At 64.0% G+C, this 15,301-nt stretch carries 12 protein-coding genes; 7 read left to right on the top strand and 5 right to left on the bottom strand.

Annotated features, from left to right (window positions below; genetic code table 11):
- The first annotated feature begins 18 nt into the window (after positions 1–18).
- The 5 genes from KHO53_RS11740 to ggt all read left to right on the top strand — a co-directional run bounded on the left by KHO53_RS11740 (position 19) and on the right by ggt (position 4,818).
- Complete coding sequence (locus KHO53_RS11740) at positions 19–552, top strand: twin-arginine translocation pathway signal protein (protein WP_213570329.1); 534 nt, start codon at positions 19–21, stop codon at positions 550–552.
- A 27-nt stretch (positions 553–579) separates the two neighbouring features.
- Positions 580–2,178, top strand: coding sequence for a GMC family oxidoreductase (locus KHO53_RS11735; protein WP_036995390.1), 1,599 nt, complete (start codon positions 580–582; stop codon positions 2,176–2,178).
- 112 nt (positions 2,179–2,290) lie between these two features.
- Positions 2,291–2,770, top strand: coding sequence for a pantetheine-phosphate adenylyltransferase (gene coaD / locus KHO53_RS11730; RefSeq protein WP_010222177.1), 480 nt, complete (start codon positions 2,291–2,293; stop codon positions 2,768–2,770).
- Positions 2,771–2,878: 108 nt separating this feature from the next.
- Positions 2,879–3,130, top strand: coding sequence for a YfhL family 4Fe-4S dicluster ferredoxin (locus KHO53_RS11725; RefSeq protein WP_038997674.1), 252 nt, complete (start codon positions 2,879–2,881; stop codon positions 3,128–3,130).
- Complete coding sequence (gene ggt / locus KHO53_RS11720) at positions 3,130–4,818, top strand: gamma-glutamyltransferase (RefSeq protein WP_213570328.1); 1,689 nt, start codon at positions 3,130–3,132, stop codon at positions 4,816–4,818. Before KHO53_RS11725 ends, ggt begins: the two co-directional genes overlap by 1 nt.
- 6 nt (positions 4,819–4,824) lie before the next feature.
- Here the strand turns inward: ggt and mutM are convergent, their stop codons facing one another.
- Positions 4,825–5,637 (bottom strand): bifunctional DNA-formamidopyrimidine glycosylase/DNA-(apurinic or apyrimidinic site) lyase, encoded by an 813-nt coding sequence (gene mutM, locus KHO53_RS11715; protein ID WP_213570327.1) that lies wholly within the window; start codon positions 5,635–5,637, stop codon positions 4,825–4,827.
- 3 nt (positions 5,638–5,640) lie between these two features.
- On the bottom strand, positions 5,641–6,507 hold the full coding sequence (locus KHO53_RS11710) for an HDOD domain-containing protein (protein ID WP_010222173.1): 867 nt from the start codon (positions 6,505–6,507) through the stop codon (positions 5,641–5,643).
- A gap of 154 nt (positions 6,508–6,661) precedes the next feature.
- On the opposite strand from KHO53_RS11710, the gene KHO53_RS11705 reads away from it, so the two are divergent.
- A complete protein-coding gene (locus KHO53_RS11705; RefSeq protein ID WP_213570326.1) occupies positions 6,662–7,858 on the top strand; it encodes a class I SAM-dependent rRNA methyltransferase in 1,197 nt (398 codons plus the stop codon).
- A 58-nt stretch (positions 7,859–7,916) separates the two neighbouring features.
- Here KHO53_RS11705 and KHO53_RS11700 read toward each other — a convergent pair whose 3' ends face one another.
- The gene (locus tag KHO53_RS11700) at positions 7,917–9,590 is read right to left on the bottom strand and encodes a DUF4153 domain-containing protein (RefSeq protein WP_213570325.1); all 1,674 of its coding nucleotides are present in this window, start codon (positions 9,588–9,590) and stop codon (positions 7,917–7,919) included.
- A gap of 315 nt (positions 9,591–9,905) precedes the next feature.
- On the opposite strand from KHO53_RS11700, the gene ilvD reads away from it, so the two are divergent.
- The gene (gene ilvD / locus KHO53_RS11695) at positions 9,906–11,747 is read left to right on the top strand and encodes a dihydroxy-acid dehydratase (protein WP_100782611.1); all 1,842 of its coding nucleotides are present in this window, start codon (positions 9,906–9,908) and stop codon (positions 11,745–11,747) included.
- 71 nt (positions 11,748–11,818) lie between these two features.
- Here the strand turns inward: ilvD and KHO53_RS11690 are convergent, their stop codons facing one another.
- Positions 11,819–14,224, bottom strand: a complete 2,406-nt coding sequence (locus tag KHO53_RS11690) for a TonB-dependent siderophore receptor (RefSeq protein ID WP_213570324.1) — start codon at positions 14,222–14,224, stop codon at positions 11,819–11,821.
- Between the two features lie 130 nt (positions 14,225–14,354).
- On the bottom strand, positions 14,355–15,299 hold the full coding sequence (locus tag KHO53_RS11685; protein WP_213570323.1) for a FecR family protein: 945 nt from the start codon (positions 15,297–15,299) through the stop codon (positions 14,355–14,357).
- Positions 15,300–15,301 lie beyond the last annotated feature (2 nt).

Raw genomic sequence — 15,301 nt, 5'->3', positions numbered from 1 at the left:
CCCTCGGGCCTGATAACAATGACTACAAGCCTGCCTGTACCCCCCGCGCTCAGCCGGCGCGGGCTGCTCAAGTTCAGCCTCGGCGCCAGCGCTTTCCTCGCCACCGCCGGACTGGGTGCCAGCCTTGCCGGCTGCTCGGCGCAATCACCGGCGCATGGTTTCATCGCCCTGCGCCAGAACGACCTGGCCATTGTTAAGGCGCTGATTCCGGTCGTGCTTGCCGGCACCGAGGCGGCTGATAGCGGCGCAGCCTTGCTGCACAGGCTGGACAATAAACTCGCCGCCCTGTCGCCGGCCATGCTCAAGCTGACCCGGCAACTGTTCGACGTGCTCGCCATGGCGCTGACCCGTGGGCCGTTGACCGGCATCTGGGGCGGCTGGGACAACGCCAGCAGCGCGCAGATCCAAGCCTTTCTGCAACGCTGGCAGGACAGCTCGCTGAATCTGCTGCGCATGGGCCACGCCTCGTTGCTGCAGCTGCTGCACATGGCCTGGTACGAGTTGCCGGAATCCTGGGCCCATTGCGGCTACCCCGGCCCGCCCAAGGTTTGATCCCCCCATAACAACAAGAGGCTGAAGATGCCCGTACCCGACCTGTTTCGCGACGGCCTTGGCCGTGGCTGGAAAACCCGTGACGCCTCGCGCCTGGACCAGGACCTGAGCCTTGAAACCGACATCGCCATCATCGGTAGCGGCGCCGGCGGTGCCACCAGTGCCGAACTGCTCAGCGCCGCCGGCTTCAGGGTGCTGCTGATCGAGGAAGGCCCGCTGAAAACCAGCAGCGACTTCCACATGCTCGAAGACCAGGCCTACGCCAGCCTCTACCAGGAAGGTATCGGGCGCATGAGCAAGGATGGCGCCATTACCATCCTGCAAGGCCGCGCGGTCGGCGGCACGACCTTGATCAACTGGACCTCGAGCTTTCGCACCCCTGAACCGACCCTGGAGCACTGGGCCAGGGAACATGGCGTTAAGGGCCTGAGCAGCGCCGAACTGGCGCCGTGGTTCGCGCGCACGGAACAACGCCTGGGCATCGAGCCGTGGATCATGCCGCCCAACGCCAACAACGAGGCGCTGCGCCGCGGCTGCGAAGCGCTGGGCTACACCTGGAAGGTGATCCCGCGCAACGTGCGCGGCTGCTGGAACCTGGGCTATTGCGGCATGGGCTGCCCGGTCAACGCCAAGCAGTCGATGCTGGTCACCAGCATCCCGGCGGCCCTCGAGCACGGCGGCGAGCTGCTCTACCTGGCCCGGGCCGAGCGCCTGGAACACAACGGTGAACAGATCAGCGGCCTGCAGTGCGTGGCCATGGACTCACGCTGCGTCGAACCCACCGGCCGGCAAATCCGGGTCAAGGCCCGGCATTACATCCTCGCCGGCGGCGGCATCAATAGCCCCGGCCTGCTGCTGCGCTCGGACGCCCCGGACCCGCATGAACGCCTGGGCAAGCGCACCTTCCTGCACCTGGTCAACTTCAGCGCCGGGCTGTTCAAGGAGCCGGTCAACCCGTTCTACGGCGCACCGCAGTCGATCTACTCCGACCATTTCCAGTGGCGCGACGGCGTCAGCGGGCCGATGGGCTACAAGCTTGAAGTACCGCCCCTGCACCCGGCGCTGGCCAGCACCCTGCTGGGCAGCTTCGGCAAGGAAAACGCCCTGCGCATGGCGCAATTGCCGCATACCCACGTGATGCTCGCCTTGCTGCGCGACGGTTTTCACCCCGACAGCGTCGGTGGCGAGGTGCAGTTGCGCGGCGATGGCTCGCCAGTGCTCGACTACCCGGTTTCGCCCTATGCCTGGGACGGCGTGCGCCGGGCCTTCCAGAGCATGGCCGAAATCCAGTTCGCCGCCGGCGCCGACAGCGTGATGCCGGTGCACAGTGATGCCCGCCAGGTAAAAACCCTGGCCGAAGCCCGGCAGATGATCGACGGCCTGAACCTTGAGCTGTTTCGCACGCGCCTGGGCAGCGCCCACGTCATGGGTGGCTGCGCCATGGGCGAGGACCCGCGCCAGGCGGTATGCGACAGTCTGGGACGCCATCATCAGCTGGCCAACCTGTCGATCCATGACGGCTCGCTGTTCCCCACCAGCATCGGTGCCAACCCGCAATTGTCGGTGTATGGCCTCAGTGCACGGCTCAGCGATGCCCTGGCCGAGCGTCTGGCGCCTGGCAGATGACAACAAATGGCCGCACTGTCTATAGTGCCTTCAGCGTGGACGGGTGACTTGGCCGACCGCCACTGCTGCGATACCATCCGACTCCCCAACGCACTCCTGCCAGGACGACGCGATGAACCGAGTGTTGTACCCAGGTACTTTCGACCCTATTACCAAGGGCCATGGCGATCTGGTCGAACGTGCCTCGCGGCTGTTCGACCAAGTGATCATTGCGGTCGCCGCCAGCCCGAAGAAAAACCCCCTGTTCCCAATGGAGCAACGGGTGGAACTGGCTCGCGAGGTCACCAAGCACCTGCCCAATGTCGAAGTCATCGGCTTCTCCACCTTGCTGGCGCATTTCGCCAAGGAACAGCAGGCCAATGTGTTCCTGCGCGGCCTGCGGGCTGTTTCGGACTTTGAGTACGAATTTCAGCTGGCGAACATGAACCGCCAGCTGGCCCCCGACGTCGAGAGCCTGTTCCTCACCCCCTCGGAGCGCTATTCGTTCATTTCCTCGACCCTGGTCCGGGAAATCGCGGCGCTGGGCGGCGACATCAGCAAATTCGTCCACCCGGTGGTGGCCGAGGCCCTGACCGAACGCTTCAAGAAGTGACATCGGCGATTTGACCATGGCGCCCGCGTGCACTGCGGGCGCTAATGCGGCACAATTATGCCCATTGGTTTTCAAATGCCCGGGTGCTGAGCCCTGGCCGGAGTCCCCATGTCCCTGATCATCACCGACGACTGCATCAACTGCGACGTCTGCGAACCCGAGTGCCCGAACGCCGCGATCTCTCAAGGCGAAGAGATCTACGTGATCGACCCTAACCTGTGCACCCAGTGCGTCGGCCACTACGACGAGCCGCAATGCCAGCAAGTCTGCCCGGTAGACTGCATCCCTCTGGATGAAGCGCATCCGGAGACCGAAGCGCAGCTGATGGAAAAATACCGCCGAATCACCGGCAAGGCCTGATGCCGTTCGTCGCCCGGCTCGTACCGCTGGTCCTTGGCGCCGCCCTGGCGCTGGGCGCGGTGTGTGCCCAGGCCCAAGGCCCGGGCCGCGCCGCGATTGCCACGCCGCATGCCCAGGCGACCGCGGCTGCGCGGGAAGTGCTTGAGCAAGGCGGCAACGCCTTTGATGCGGCCATTGCGATCAGCGCCGCGCTGGCGGTGGTCGAGCCCTATGGCTCGGGCCTTGGTGGCGGCGGCTTCTTCCTGTTGCGCGAAGGCGAGACACCGGCCCGCTATGCCTTTATCGATGCCCGCGAGCGGGCACCGGGCAAGGCCAGCGAAGCCATGTACCTCAAGGACGGCAAGGTCCAGCCCGGGTTGTCGATCAATGGCCCGTTGGCAGCGGCGATTCCCGGCTTGCCGGCAGCGCTCGCCGATCTTGCCGCCCAGTACGGCAAGCTGCCGCTGAAAAGCACCCTGGCACCGGCCATTCGCCTGGCCAACCAGGGTTTTGCCGTCGACCGCATTTACCGCGACCGCGCCCAGATGCGCCTGGGCGCCCTGCGCGATGATCCGGAAAGCGCCCGACTGTTCCTCATCAACGGTGAAGTCCCGGCCCTTGGCGCGCACATCCGCCAACCAGAACTGGCCATCACCCTTGAGCGCATCGCCTATCAGGGCCGCGACGGTTTCTATGCCGGCCCCACCGCTCAGGCCATGGTTCAGGGCGTACAAGCGGCGGGGGGCATCTGGAGCCTGGATGACCTGGCCAACTACCGCACCGCCAAACGCGAGCCGCTGCGTTATCAGCTGGCCGATCAACGCGAACTGATCAGCGCCCCACCACCCTCAGCCGGTGGAGTGGCCCTGGCCCAGAGCCTGGCAATGCTCCAGCGCCTGCCCTGGCAAAGCGCCGAACCGGTACAACGCAGCCATTACGTGCTGGAAGTATTGCGCCGGGCCTACCGCGACCGCGGCCTGCTCGGCGATCCGGACTACGTCGCCAACCCGCTGCCACAACTGCTCGCACGCCATTACCTGACGGGCCTGGCCGACAGCATCGACGTGCACCAGGCCACGCCCAGCAGCAGCCTGCCGCCCGCCCCGGCCTGGCGCGAAGGCGATCACACCACCCACTTCGCGGTGATCGACGCCGACGGCAATGCCGTGGCCGCGACCTTGTCGGTCAACCTGCCATTTGGCGCAGCGTTTAGCGCCCCGGGTACCGGCGTGGTGCTGAACAACGAAATGGATGACTTTGCCGCCGACCCACGTGGCAGCAACAGTTACGGCCTGGCTGGCAGCCAGGCCAACGCCGTGGCCGCCGGCAAACGGCCGCTGTCGAGCATGAGCCCGAGTTTTATCGAGAGCCCGACCCAGTTCGCCGCCTTCGGCACGCCGGGCGGCAGCCGTATCCCGAGCATGGTACTGTTGTCGATGCTGGGGCTTCTTGAGGGCAAGCCGGTTGCCAGCTGGCCTGCGGTACCGCGCTATCACCACCAGTACCTGCCCGATGTGGTCGAGCACGAACCGGGAGCGCTCAGCGCCGGGCAGCAGCGTGACCTGCAGGCGCGCGGCTACCAGCTCAAGGACCTGGGCCGCAGCTATGGCAATCAGCAAGTATTGTTCTGGGACAAGGCCCGGCAAACCCTGGAAGCCGCCAGCGACCCCCGCGGCGTGGGCGCAGCGCAGGTGCTCAGCCCGCGCTGAGCAGCGTCACTTCTGGCAGCGCGGGCAGTAGACGCTGGCGCGCTGGCCGAGCTTGACCTCACGCAGGATACTGCCGCAGACCTTGCACGGCTCTTCCCCTCGCCCGTAGACGAACAGCTCCTGCTGGAAGTAGCCCGGCTGGCCATCGCCGCCGATAAAGTCGCGCAAGGTGGTGCCGCCGCGCTCGATGGCACACGCCAGGATGCGTTTGATCTCGATCGCCAGCTTCAGGTAGCGCGCCCGGGAAATGCTCCCGGCTTCGCGGCGCGGGTCGATGCCGGCTGCGAACAGCGCTTCGGTCGCATAGATATTGCCAACCCCGACCACCACCGCGTTGTCCATGATGAACGGCTTGACCGCCATGGACTTGCCCCGCGACAGCTGGAACAGTCGCTCGCCATCGAACAGATCGGTCAAAGGCTCCGGGCCGAGCTTGATCAGCAGCTCGTGATTGAGCGGATCAAGGCTCCACAGCATCGCCCCAAAGCGCCGCGGATCGGTGTAGCGCAGCGCCAGGCCCGACTCCAGTTCGATATCCACATGCTCGTGCTTGGCCGCCGGCAAGCCGATCTCGACCAGGCGCAAATTGCCGGACATGCCCAGGTGGCTGATCAAGGTGCCGACTTCGGCATTGAGCAGCAGGTACTTGGCGCGCCGCTCGACCTTGACGAAGCGTTGCCCGGACAGGCGAATGTCGAGGTCCTCGGGGATCGGCCAACGCAAGCGCCGCTCACGGACGATCACCCGGCTGACCCGCTGGCCTTCCAGGTAAGGCGCGATGCCGCGCCGGGTGGTTTCGACTTCTGGCAATTCCGGCATGGATCAGTGACCGCCCAGTTCGCGAATAGTCTGCTTCAGACTCTCAAAGTCATACTCGGACAAGCCGACATAATCGAGCACCAGGTGCCCGACGGTATTCCATTCGTGGTCCACGCTCTGGTTGCCCAGGACTCGGTACGATGAACAGATATGCTCGGCCATCTTCAGGATCGCCAGCAGATTCTTCAGTTGGCTATTGCGCGCCGAGTCATCGCTGAACACCGCCAGGGCGTTGTGATGGTTGGCGATGGCATTGCTCAGGTGTTCCGGCAGGCGCCACGACTTGGCAGTGTAGTAACCGACCACCGCGTGGTTGGTGTTGAACACCTGGTTCTCGGTGTCGACCACCCGGTGTTCGGCACCGGCGCTGGCGTAGGCATCCTCGAGCACGCTCATGTACTCGGGAAAGCGCTTGAGCATCAGCGGCACGCCGCAATCATGGAACAGGCCCAGGGCATAAGCTTCGTCCACCGCCTGCGAGCCGATGCGCTTGGCCAGGGTCAGGCAGGTCATGGCCACGTCCTGGGCGGTATCCCAGAACCGATTGAGGGTGACGATGGTGTCGTCGCTCATCTCGCCCTTGATCGACTGGGCGTTGATCAGGTTGATGATCGAGCGGCTGCCAAGCAGGTTCACCGCGCGCTGGATCGAGGCGATCTTGTTGCTCAGGCCGTAATACGGCGAGTTGACCAGCTTGAGCAACGCACCGGACAGGCCCGGGTCCTGGGAGATCAGCTTGGCGATCACCTCCAGGTCAGGGTCGGGCATGTATTGCTCGAACTGCAGGTCAACCATGATCTGCGGCTGCGGCGGGACGCTGATGCCTTGCAGGGCGTTCTGGATCTGTTCGGCGGAGAGTTCCTGGGACATAAGTACACACTCGGGGCTGAGCGGCGATTCTAACCCGATCGTACTGGCCAGGGGTGAAGCGAAAGGCCATCGCTCTGTTGCAATTTGTCGCTATTCCCCATCGACGCGCCAGGCATCGGGTTATAATCCCGCTCTTTTTTCCCGGAGCGACGTCATGTCCCTGCCCAGCCTTCGTCTTAAAGCCAATGCCGACCGCCGCCTGCGCGCCGGCCACCTGTGGGTCTACAGCAACGAAATCGACGTCGCCGCGACCCCGCTGCATGGCTTCAAGGCCGGTGACCAGGCGATCCTCGAAACCGCCGGCGGCAAGGCCCTTGGCGTCGTCGCCATGAGCCCGAACAACCTGATCTGCGCCCGCCTGCTGTCGCGTGACGCCAAGCTGGTCCTGGACAAATCGCTGCTGGTGCACCGCATCAACGTTGCCCTGTCGCTGCGCGAGCGCCTGTTCGACAAGCCGTTCTACCGCCTGGTGTACGGTGATTCCGACTTGCTGCCGGGCCTGGTGGTCGATCGTTTCGGCGACATCCTGGTGGTCCAGCTCGCCTCGGCGACCATGGAACAGCACAAGGACGACGTGGTTGCCGCGCTGGTTCAGGTACTCAAGCCGACCGGCATCCTGTTCAAGAACGACTCCGCCGCCCGCGATGCCGAAGGCCTGGGCCGTTACGTTGAAACCGTGTTCGGCCTGGTGCCGGAGTGGGTGGCTCTGGAAGAGAACGGCGTGAAGTTCGAAGCGCCGGTCATGGAAGGCCAGAAGACCGGCTGGTTCTACGACCACCGCATGAACCGCGCGCGCTTGGCACCGTACGTCAAAGGCAAGCGCGTGCTCGACCTGTTCAGCTACATCGGTGGCTGGGGCGTACAGGCCGGTGCCTTTGGCGCCAGCGAAGTGTTCTGCGTCGATGCCTCGGGCTTTGCCCTGGACGGCGTCGAGCGTAACGCCGGGCTCAACGGCATTGCCGAGAAGCTGACCTGCATCGAAGGCGACGTGTTCGAAGCGCTGAAAGAGCTCAAGGCCTCCGAAGAGCGTTTCGACGTGATCGTGGCCGACCCGCCCGCCTTCATCAAGCGCAAGAAAGACCTGAAAAACGGCGAAGGCGCCTACCGTCGCCTGAACGAACAGGCCATGCGCCTGCTGACCAAGGACGGCATCCTGGTCAGTGCATCCTGCTCGATGCACCTGCCGGAAGACGACCTGCAGAACATCCTGCTGACCAGCGCCCGCCACCTGGACCGCAACATCCAGTTGCTCGAGCGCGGCGGCCAGGGCCCGGATCACCCGGTGCACCCGGCGATCCCGGAAACCCGCTACATCAAGAGCATCACCTGCCGCCTGCTGCCTAACAGCTAAGGCGCGGTGCAATAAAAAATCCCGGCCTGGTGCCGGGATTTTTTTCGCCTGTAATACGCTAGCGGTTGGGCTGCCAGGTCAGATCGACGCCATCGAGGGTCAGTGTCTTGTAGCGCGGCATCACCGGCTTCATCTGCCCATGGCGGATCAGCTGAACCAGTCGCTCGGTGTTATCGCGAATACTGTGCAGGCTACCGACTTCGCGCCATTCCCCCTTGCCCTCGCGGGCAAACAGGAAAACGCTGGATGCGTAGGTGTGCCGCGGGATCATCAACACTTCGTTGCGCCCGTCGCCATCCATGTCCACGCCCCACAGAAAACAGCCCCTGCCAGAGCATTGAGTCTCGGCCATGCCCATCTTGGCGAACACCTCGCTGCCAGGCTGCTCGGGGCCCAACCATTCCAGTTTCGGCCCGCGATTGTCTTCGCCATACCGCGAGTGGGATTCATCCATGATCCACTGCAGTCTCTTGCGGCCTTCAGCGTCGAACAGCTCGTCAGTCTTGAGCCGCTCTTCCAGCGCCGTGAACGCCTCACGCCCCGGCTTGCCCAGGCTGTGATACAAGGTTCTGGCATCGAATTCCTGGATGGCGGTACGCCCGCTAAGCAGGCGCTCGACCTGGTTGTTGGCACTGAGCTGCAAAGGGTTCAGCAGTGGCGTATAGAACAGCACCACCAGCACCGCGCTGAGCAGGGCAATCCACGGGTTACTGACTCGCAGGCTATTGAGCCAGCCCTTGCGCGAGGCGAACACCGCCCACAGAGCAGCAAGGCTGTGCACCTGCATCACGCCGATCAACAACAGGGCGAGGATACGCTCAGGCGTCAGGCCGTACTGATTCACCCGCAACCAGCTTGAATAGCCCGCCAGCGCCACCAGCACCGGCAAGCACAGCAAGCAGGCCTCGACCAGGCGCTTGAGCACGCCCGGATAGGGATTGGCCTGATGGCCATCCTGGAACACGCCGTTGACCAAAAACAGGTTGATGGCCACCAGCAACAAAAGGATGGTGGTCGAGTAGCCGGTATTCCAGATCGGCTGCAACCCGGTAAACGGCAGCATCAGGCTGAACAGTAAGGCGATCAGCGTGCTCAGTGGCAGCAACACACGGCACAGGGTCAGCAGGACACCGCGCAACAGGCCGATGACTTTTTCGTTCTCCAGGCCCATGCGCATCCCCAGGGAGAACACCACAGCCAGCCCGATCCGCGTTACTGGCGCCGAAGTCAGCACGTCTTCGACCTGGGGGATGCCAAGCATCAGGAACAAGCGCCCGCACAGCCACAGCAACAGCCAGAACAACATAGTGAACAGCAGCGCCAGGAGGACGATAAAGATGTTGTTCCAGGCATGCCGGAACAGGTCTTCATAACGCGGCCGCAGCCCTTCGCGGGTCGGCCAGCTGAGGATGAAGGCGGTGCCGATGTAGGTCACGACAACCGCGGCCAGCCATGAGCTCTGCCAGACCCAGCCCAGCGTGTCCTGACTGAAGGTCCAGCTGCTGATAAAGCCGATCAGCAGCGTCAGGCCCAGGACCAGCCAACCGGTACCGCGTTGCAACACCGCACTGCCGAGCAGTTGCAGGTTGACCCCAGCCACCAGCACGGCGGCGCACAGGCCAAATGGCAGCCCGGCGATATCGATCTGGATGTGCCTGGCGTAGAGGAACACCAGGCCTTGCAGCAGGCCAATGGCCAGGTAGAACAGTAAAGATCGACTTATCGCAGGCATTGCAAATCCTTTTGGCCAGTGGGGTGCGAAGCGCGCAAGTCTACCCAAAGCCTGGCAGCCGACGCCAAGGCCTTTACCTTGCGGGCTGTACTAACGGCCAATTATCACAACGCCATTCCCTCAAGGCCGCAGCGGTGTAGAATCGGGCTATTCATCGCCAGTCATCCCCGGCGGGTTTATGAGCTCTGGCCGAGCGCACGGCGATCCCGCGGCGATCTCGGCTTCATCCGTACCAGCGGCCACCTGCCTTCGGTGCAAAGGACAAGAGAAGCTCACTCCCCTTTTTGTTACCTGATTAGCCGCCAGGAGTGCTTCATGCCTGATTACCGCTCGAAAACGTCCACCCACGGCCGCAATATGGCCGGCGCCCGCGCCCTCTGGCGTGCCACCGGGATGAAGGACGAGGACTTCAAAAAACCGATCATCGCCATCGCCAACTCCTTCACCCAGTTCGTCCCGGGCCACGTGCACCTGAAGGACCTGGGCCAGCTGGTGGCCCGCGAGATCGAACGTGCCGGTGGCGTGGCCAAGGAGTTCAACACCATCGCGGTCGACGACGGCATCGCCATGGGCCACGACGGCATGCTCTATTCGCTGCCCAGCCGCGAGATCATTGCCGACTCGGTCGAGTACATGGTCAACGCCCACTGCGCCGACGCCATCGTCTGCATCTCCAACTGCGACAAGATCACCCCTGGCATGCTGATGGCCGCCCTGCGCCTGAACATTCCGGTGATCTTCGTTTCCGGCGGGCCGATGGAAGCTGGCAAGACCAAGCTGGCCAACCACGGCCTGGACCTGGTCGATGCCATGGTCATTGCCGCCGACTCCACCGCCAGCGATGAAAAAGTCGCCGAGTACGAGCGCAGCGCCTGCCCGACCTGCGGTTCGTGCTCCGGCATGTTCACCGCCAACTCGATGAACTGCCTGACCGAAGCCCTGGGCCTGGCCCTGCCGGGCAACGGTTCGACCCTGGCCACCCACAGCGACCGCGAGCAGCTGTTCCTGCAGGCTGGGCGCACCATCGTCGAGCTGTGCAAACGCTACTACGGCGACAACGACCAGAGCGTGCTGCCGCGCAACATCGCCAACTTCAAGGCGTTCGAGAACGCCATGATGCTCGACATCGCCATGGGCGGTTCGACCAACACCATCCTGCACCTGCTGGCCGCCGCCCAGGAAGCCGAGATCGCTTTCGACCTGCGCGACATCGATCGCCTGTCGCGCAAAGTGCCGCAGCTGTGCAAAGTGGCGCCGAACATCCAGAAGTACCACATGGAAGACGTCCACCGCGCCGGCGGCATCTTCAGCATCCTCGGCTCGCTGGCCCGCGGCGGCCTGCTGCACACCGACCTGCCGACCGTGCACAGCCCGAGCATGGAAGAAGCCATCGCCAAGTGGGACATCACCCAGACCAACGACGAAGCGGTTCACCACTTCTTCAAGGCGGGCCCGGCGGGTATCCCGACCCAGACCGCATTCAGCCAGTCGACCCGTTGGCCGACCCTGGATGATGACCGTGAAAACGGCTGCATCCGCAGCGTCGAGCACGCCTACTCGCAAGAAGGCGGCCTGGCCGTGCTGTACGGCAATATCGCCCTGGACGGCTGCGTGGTGAAAACCGCCGGCGTCGACGAGTCGATCCACGTCTTCGAAGGCAACGCCAAGATCTTCGAAAGCCAGGACAGCGCCGTGCGCGGCATCCTTGCTGACGAAGTGAAGGCAGGCGACATCGTCATCATCCGCTACGAAGGTCCGAAAGGCGGCCCGGGCATGCAAGAGATGCTCTACCCGACCTCGTACCTCAAGTCCAAGGGCCTGGGCAAAGCTTGCGCCCTGCTCACCGACGGCCGCTTCTCGGGCGGCACCTCGGGCCTGTCGATCGGCCACGCTTCGCCAGAAGCCGCAGCCGGCGGCGCCATTGGCCTGGTGCAGGACGGCGACAAGGTGCTGATCGACATCCCCAACCGCTCGATCAACCTGCTGGTCAGCGATGAAGAGCTGGCCGCACGCCGGGTGGAACAGGACAAGAAAGGCTGGAAACCGGTCGAAGCACGGCCACGCAAAGTGACCACTGCGCTCAAGGCCTACGCCCTGCTGGCGACCAGCGCCGACAAGGGCGCGGTACGCAACAAGGCACTGCTGGACGGGCTGTAAGCAGAAAAGCATCGCGGGGCAAGCCCGCTCCCACAGGTGTGGGAGCGGGCTTGCCCCGCGATGGCCTCAACTCAGTACTTGGCCCGTACAGTAAAGGTCAGGTTGCGCGGTTCGCCATAGAAGTTCGACCCCCACGAACTGTCCACCCGCTCATAGTACGTACGATCGAACAGGTTATTGGCCGTCAGCGTCGCCGACAGGTTCTGGTTGAATTTGTAGCCCATCTGGGCCGTGGCGATGCTGTAGCCGCCCTGGACGAAGTCCACGTCACGCTTGTAGTAGGTGGCACTCACTGCCCGCACCCCGCCACCGACGCTGAAGTCCTTCAGCGGGCCATCGGCAAATTCGTAGCGCGTCCACAGGTTGAAGTTGTGCTTGGGGGTGATGGTGGTGCCCTGGTTGGTGTCTTCGCCGCTCAGCGACTTGAGCAGGGTGAAGGCGTAGCCGGTGCTGATGCTCCAGTTGTCGGTGAGGTTGCCGCTCAGCTCGGTTTCCCAACCCTGGCTGCGAATCTTGCCTTGCGGCTCGTAGTACTGGTTGTTGGCCACCAGCTCGGCGCGGTTCTCGTCGTAGATGCGAAACAGCGCCACGCTGCCATTCAAGCGGCCATCGTAAAACTCACGCTTGAGGCCGATTTCGTACTGTTTACCTTTGCGCGGGGCGATGGTCTGGCCACCGGCATTCACATCGGTCTGCGGCTTGAACACGCTGGTGTAGCTGGCATAGGCCGACAGCTCCGGCGTCAGCTTGGCCACCAGCGCCCCGTAGGGAATGACCTTGCGGTTGATGCTGGTCTCGGTGCTGTTGAAGTTGTTGAAGAAGGCGTTGGCGTTATGCGCATCGCTTTCGAACCAGGTCACCCGGCTGCCGAGGATTACGTCCAGCCAGTCGGTGGCGCTGATCTTGGTGCGGGCGTAGAGGCCGTACTGGTGCGATTTCGACCAGTTGCCGTTGTCCATTTCGTACTTCTGCTTGGGGATATTGATGCTGCCCGGGTCGAACACGTTGGTGTCGAAGTATTCACCACCGCCATAGGTGAAGTCCTTGTCCAGGTGCTGGTATTCAGCCCCCATGGTCAGCTCGTGGGTACGGCCAAAGGCTTCCACCGGCAAGGTCACGAAGCTGTCCAGGCCCAGGGTCTTGATGTGGGTGTAGTAGGAGTAGGCCACCGCCGAGCTGGCGCCGGTGGCCGGGTCGACCGCACCGTCGCTCCAGGTGAAGTTGCGGGTCGGGGTTTCAGCATCGCGGTAGGTCAACGAGGTCTTGAACTGGCCACCGTTCTCCAGGGCGTGATCGACTTCGAAGAAGCTTTCCCAGACGTGCTCGTCCAGTTCGTTCCACTTGGCATCGACGAAGGTCGAGCGCTTGACGTCCAGCAGCTTGCCGCTGGCGTAAGCCGGCAGGCCGAACGCCGGAGTAGAACGGTTCTTCTGATAGGCGCCGCCCAGCGACAGGGTAGTGTCCGGGGTCACGTCGTATTCCAGCCGGCCATACACCATTGGCCGCTCGTTCTGGGCGTAATCGACGAAGGACTTGTTGTCCTCATAAGCGGTAACGAAGCGCCCGCGCAGGCTGCCGTCGCTGTTGAGCGGGCCGGTGATGTCCACGGTCGAGTGGTAGTGATCGTAGGAGCCTGCCGACAGCTCGCCACTGAGGGCGAACTGACCGAGGGCGCGCTTGCGCACCAGGTTGATGGTGCCGCCGGGCTCACCGGCGCCCTGGTACAGGCCGGAGGGCCCGCGCAACACTTCAACGCGGTCGAACATCGCCAGGTCGAAGCTGGTCATCAGGTCGCCCTGGCCAGTCATTTGCGAGACGCCGTCGACCTGCACCTGATCGACCAGGAAGCCGCGCATGTACACATCATTCAGACTGGAGCCGGAGTTGTAGCTCTTGATCGTCGCCCCGGTGACCTGGCGCATGGCGTCCTGCAGGCTGTTCATGTTCTGGTCGTCCATACGCTGACGGGTGACGACCGACACCGACTGCGGAATGTCCTTGAGCTTTTGTTCGCCCTTGCCGATGGTCAGCGCACCGGTTGTGTAGGACTGGCTACCTTCGGTGGTAGCGCCCAGCACCTTGCCGCCGACCATGGTCGCGCCCAACTGCAACGCGGTGTCTTCGCCCTGGCGTTTTTCCAGGGTTACGCTATCGCGATCGATGTAGGTTGCACTCAGGCCAGTGCCGGCCAGTAGCTGGGCCAGGGCCTGGTCCTGTGGATAACTGCCGCTCAAGCCCGGGGAGCGCAGGCCTTGAGTGACCTCGGCGCCCACCAGCACCTGCACCCGGGTTACCGCACTGAAGGCCGCCAGCGCCGCATCCAGCGATTGCGCCGGGATCTCGAAGCGATAGGCCTGCGCTTGCGCGGTAGACGCGGCCAGGGTCGGCATTGCCAGCGTGCCGCAGCCCAGGGCAATGGCCAGGCTCAGCAGGGTCGGCACGCCGGGCAGGCGCCGGGTGGCGGTGGTGTGTTCCATCAGTGGTGCTCCCCAGAATCGTCGAAGTCGTTAAGTGGCGCCACACTGTCTGAGAGTGCTTATTATTTGCGCCTACGAGATCAAGGACGTCAGCTGCTGGGGAAACCCTGAAACTTTCGTAAGAAATTTTTCAGCCCTCGCGCAACACCCGCAGATACGGGGTGTAGTGCTCGGCGCGCAGGCCCAGGGTGTGGGTCAAGGCCTTGAGCACGGCCTCGGGCTTGTCGATCTCGAACACTCCCGAGACTTTGCGCTGGCGCAGGCTCTCGCCCAACACCAGGGTCTGCCCCGGCCAGTAGCGGTTCAGGGCATCGACCACTTCGACCAGCGGCTGCTCGCGGAACACCAGTTGGCGCTGGCGCCAGGCGAACTCGGCCGGCACATCAAAACCATGCTCGGCGCTCAGGCGAGCGCCGCGATACTCGACACCGCGACCGGGTTCCAGCAGCACTGACTGAGTGTTGTCGGCACTGACCTGGACCTTGCCCTGGGCTACCCGCACCCGGGTCTGGTCGCCTTCCCGGGCCACGCTGAAGCGCGTGCCCACGACCCTGACCCAGCCATCACCGGAGCGAATCACAAACGGCCGCGCCGGGTCATGGCTGACGTCGAACCAGGCCTCGCCACGCAATAACCGCACCCGCCGCTCGCCATCGACCAGCTCGACCTGCACGGCCGTATCGGTGTTGAGTTGTAGTTGCGAACCGTCCGCCAGGGCAATGCTGCGCGACTCGCCGGTGCGGGTGGCATAGTCGGCGCGCCAGCGGTCCGGCCAGGGGCTGTACGCCAGCCAACCGACCATCAGCAGCACCGCGGCAGCACTGGCCCAGACCTGCAGCCGCGGCCGGCGCCAACGCGCGCGCTGCGCCTGGCGGATCTGCCGCGCCGGTTCACACAAGGCACCCAGCAGGCCAAGCACTTCCTCCCAGGCCTGGGCCTGTGCCGGGCCCTGGGCCAGCCAGGCGCTGAAGGCCTCGCGCTCATCGGCCGTGACGTCTTCGGCCTGCAGGCGGTAGTACCAGCCGCTGGCTTCGGCGAACAGGTCGTCGGCCTCTATGGCGTGTGGGTCGGTCATCG

The organism is Pseudomonas sp. RC2C2 (assembly GCF_018390435.1).
Taxonomy (GTDB): domain Bacteria; phylum Pseudomonadota; class Gammaproteobacteria; order Pseudomonadales; family Pseudomonadaceae; genus Aquipseudomonas; species Aquipseudomonas donghuensis.
The sequence above is the reverse complement of the archived record's forward strand: the minus strand, read 5'-3'. Positions and strand labels throughout refer to the sequence as shown.

Coding starts and splice junctions, on each gene's coding strand:
- KHO53_RS11740 (WP_213570329.1), top strand. CDS start 19: ATGACTACAAGCCTGCCTGTACCCCCCGCGCTCAGCCGGCGCGGGCTG.
- KHO53_RS11685 (WP_213570323.1), bottom strand. CDS start 15,299: ATGACCGACCCACACGCCATAGAGGCCGACGACCTGTTCGCCGAAGCC.
- ilvD (WP_100782611.1), top strand. CDS start 9,906: ATGCCTGATTACCGCTCGAAAACGTCCACCCACGGCCGCAATATGGCC.
- KHO53_RS11705 (WP_213570326.1), top strand. CDS start 6,662: ATGTCCCTGCCCAGCCTTCGTCTTAAAGCCAATGCCGACCGCCGCCTG.
- KHO53_RS11735 (WP_036995390.1), top strand. CDS start 580: ATGCCCGTACCCGACCTGTTTCGCGACGGCCTTGGCCGTGGCTGGAAA.
- KHO53_RS11725 (WP_038997674.1), top strand. CDS start 2,879: ATGTCCCTGATCATCACCGACGACTGCATCAACTGCGACGTCTGCGAA.
- mutM (WP_213570327.1), bottom strand. CDS start 5,637: ATGCCGGAATTGCCAGAAGTCGAAACCACCCGGCGCGGCATCGCGCCT.
- coaD (WP_010222177.1), top strand. CDS start 2,291: ATGAACCGAGTGTTGTACCCAGGTACTTTCGACCCTATTACCAAGGGC.
- KHO53_RS11690 (WP_213570324.1), bottom strand. CDS start 14,224: ATGGAACACACCACCGCCACCCGGCGCCTGCCCGGCGTGCCGACCCTG.
- ggt (WP_213570328.1), top strand. CDS start 3,130: ATGCCGTTCGTCGCCCGGCTCGTACCGCTGGTCCTTGGCGCCGCCCTG.
- KHO53_RS11700 (WP_213570325.1), bottom strand. CDS start 9,590: ATGCCTGCGATAAGTCGATCTTTACTGTTCTACCTGGCCATTGGCCTG.
- KHO53_RS11710 (WP_010222173.1), bottom strand. CDS start 6,507: ATGTCCCAGGAACTCTCCGCCGAACAGATCCAGAACGCCCTGCAAGGC.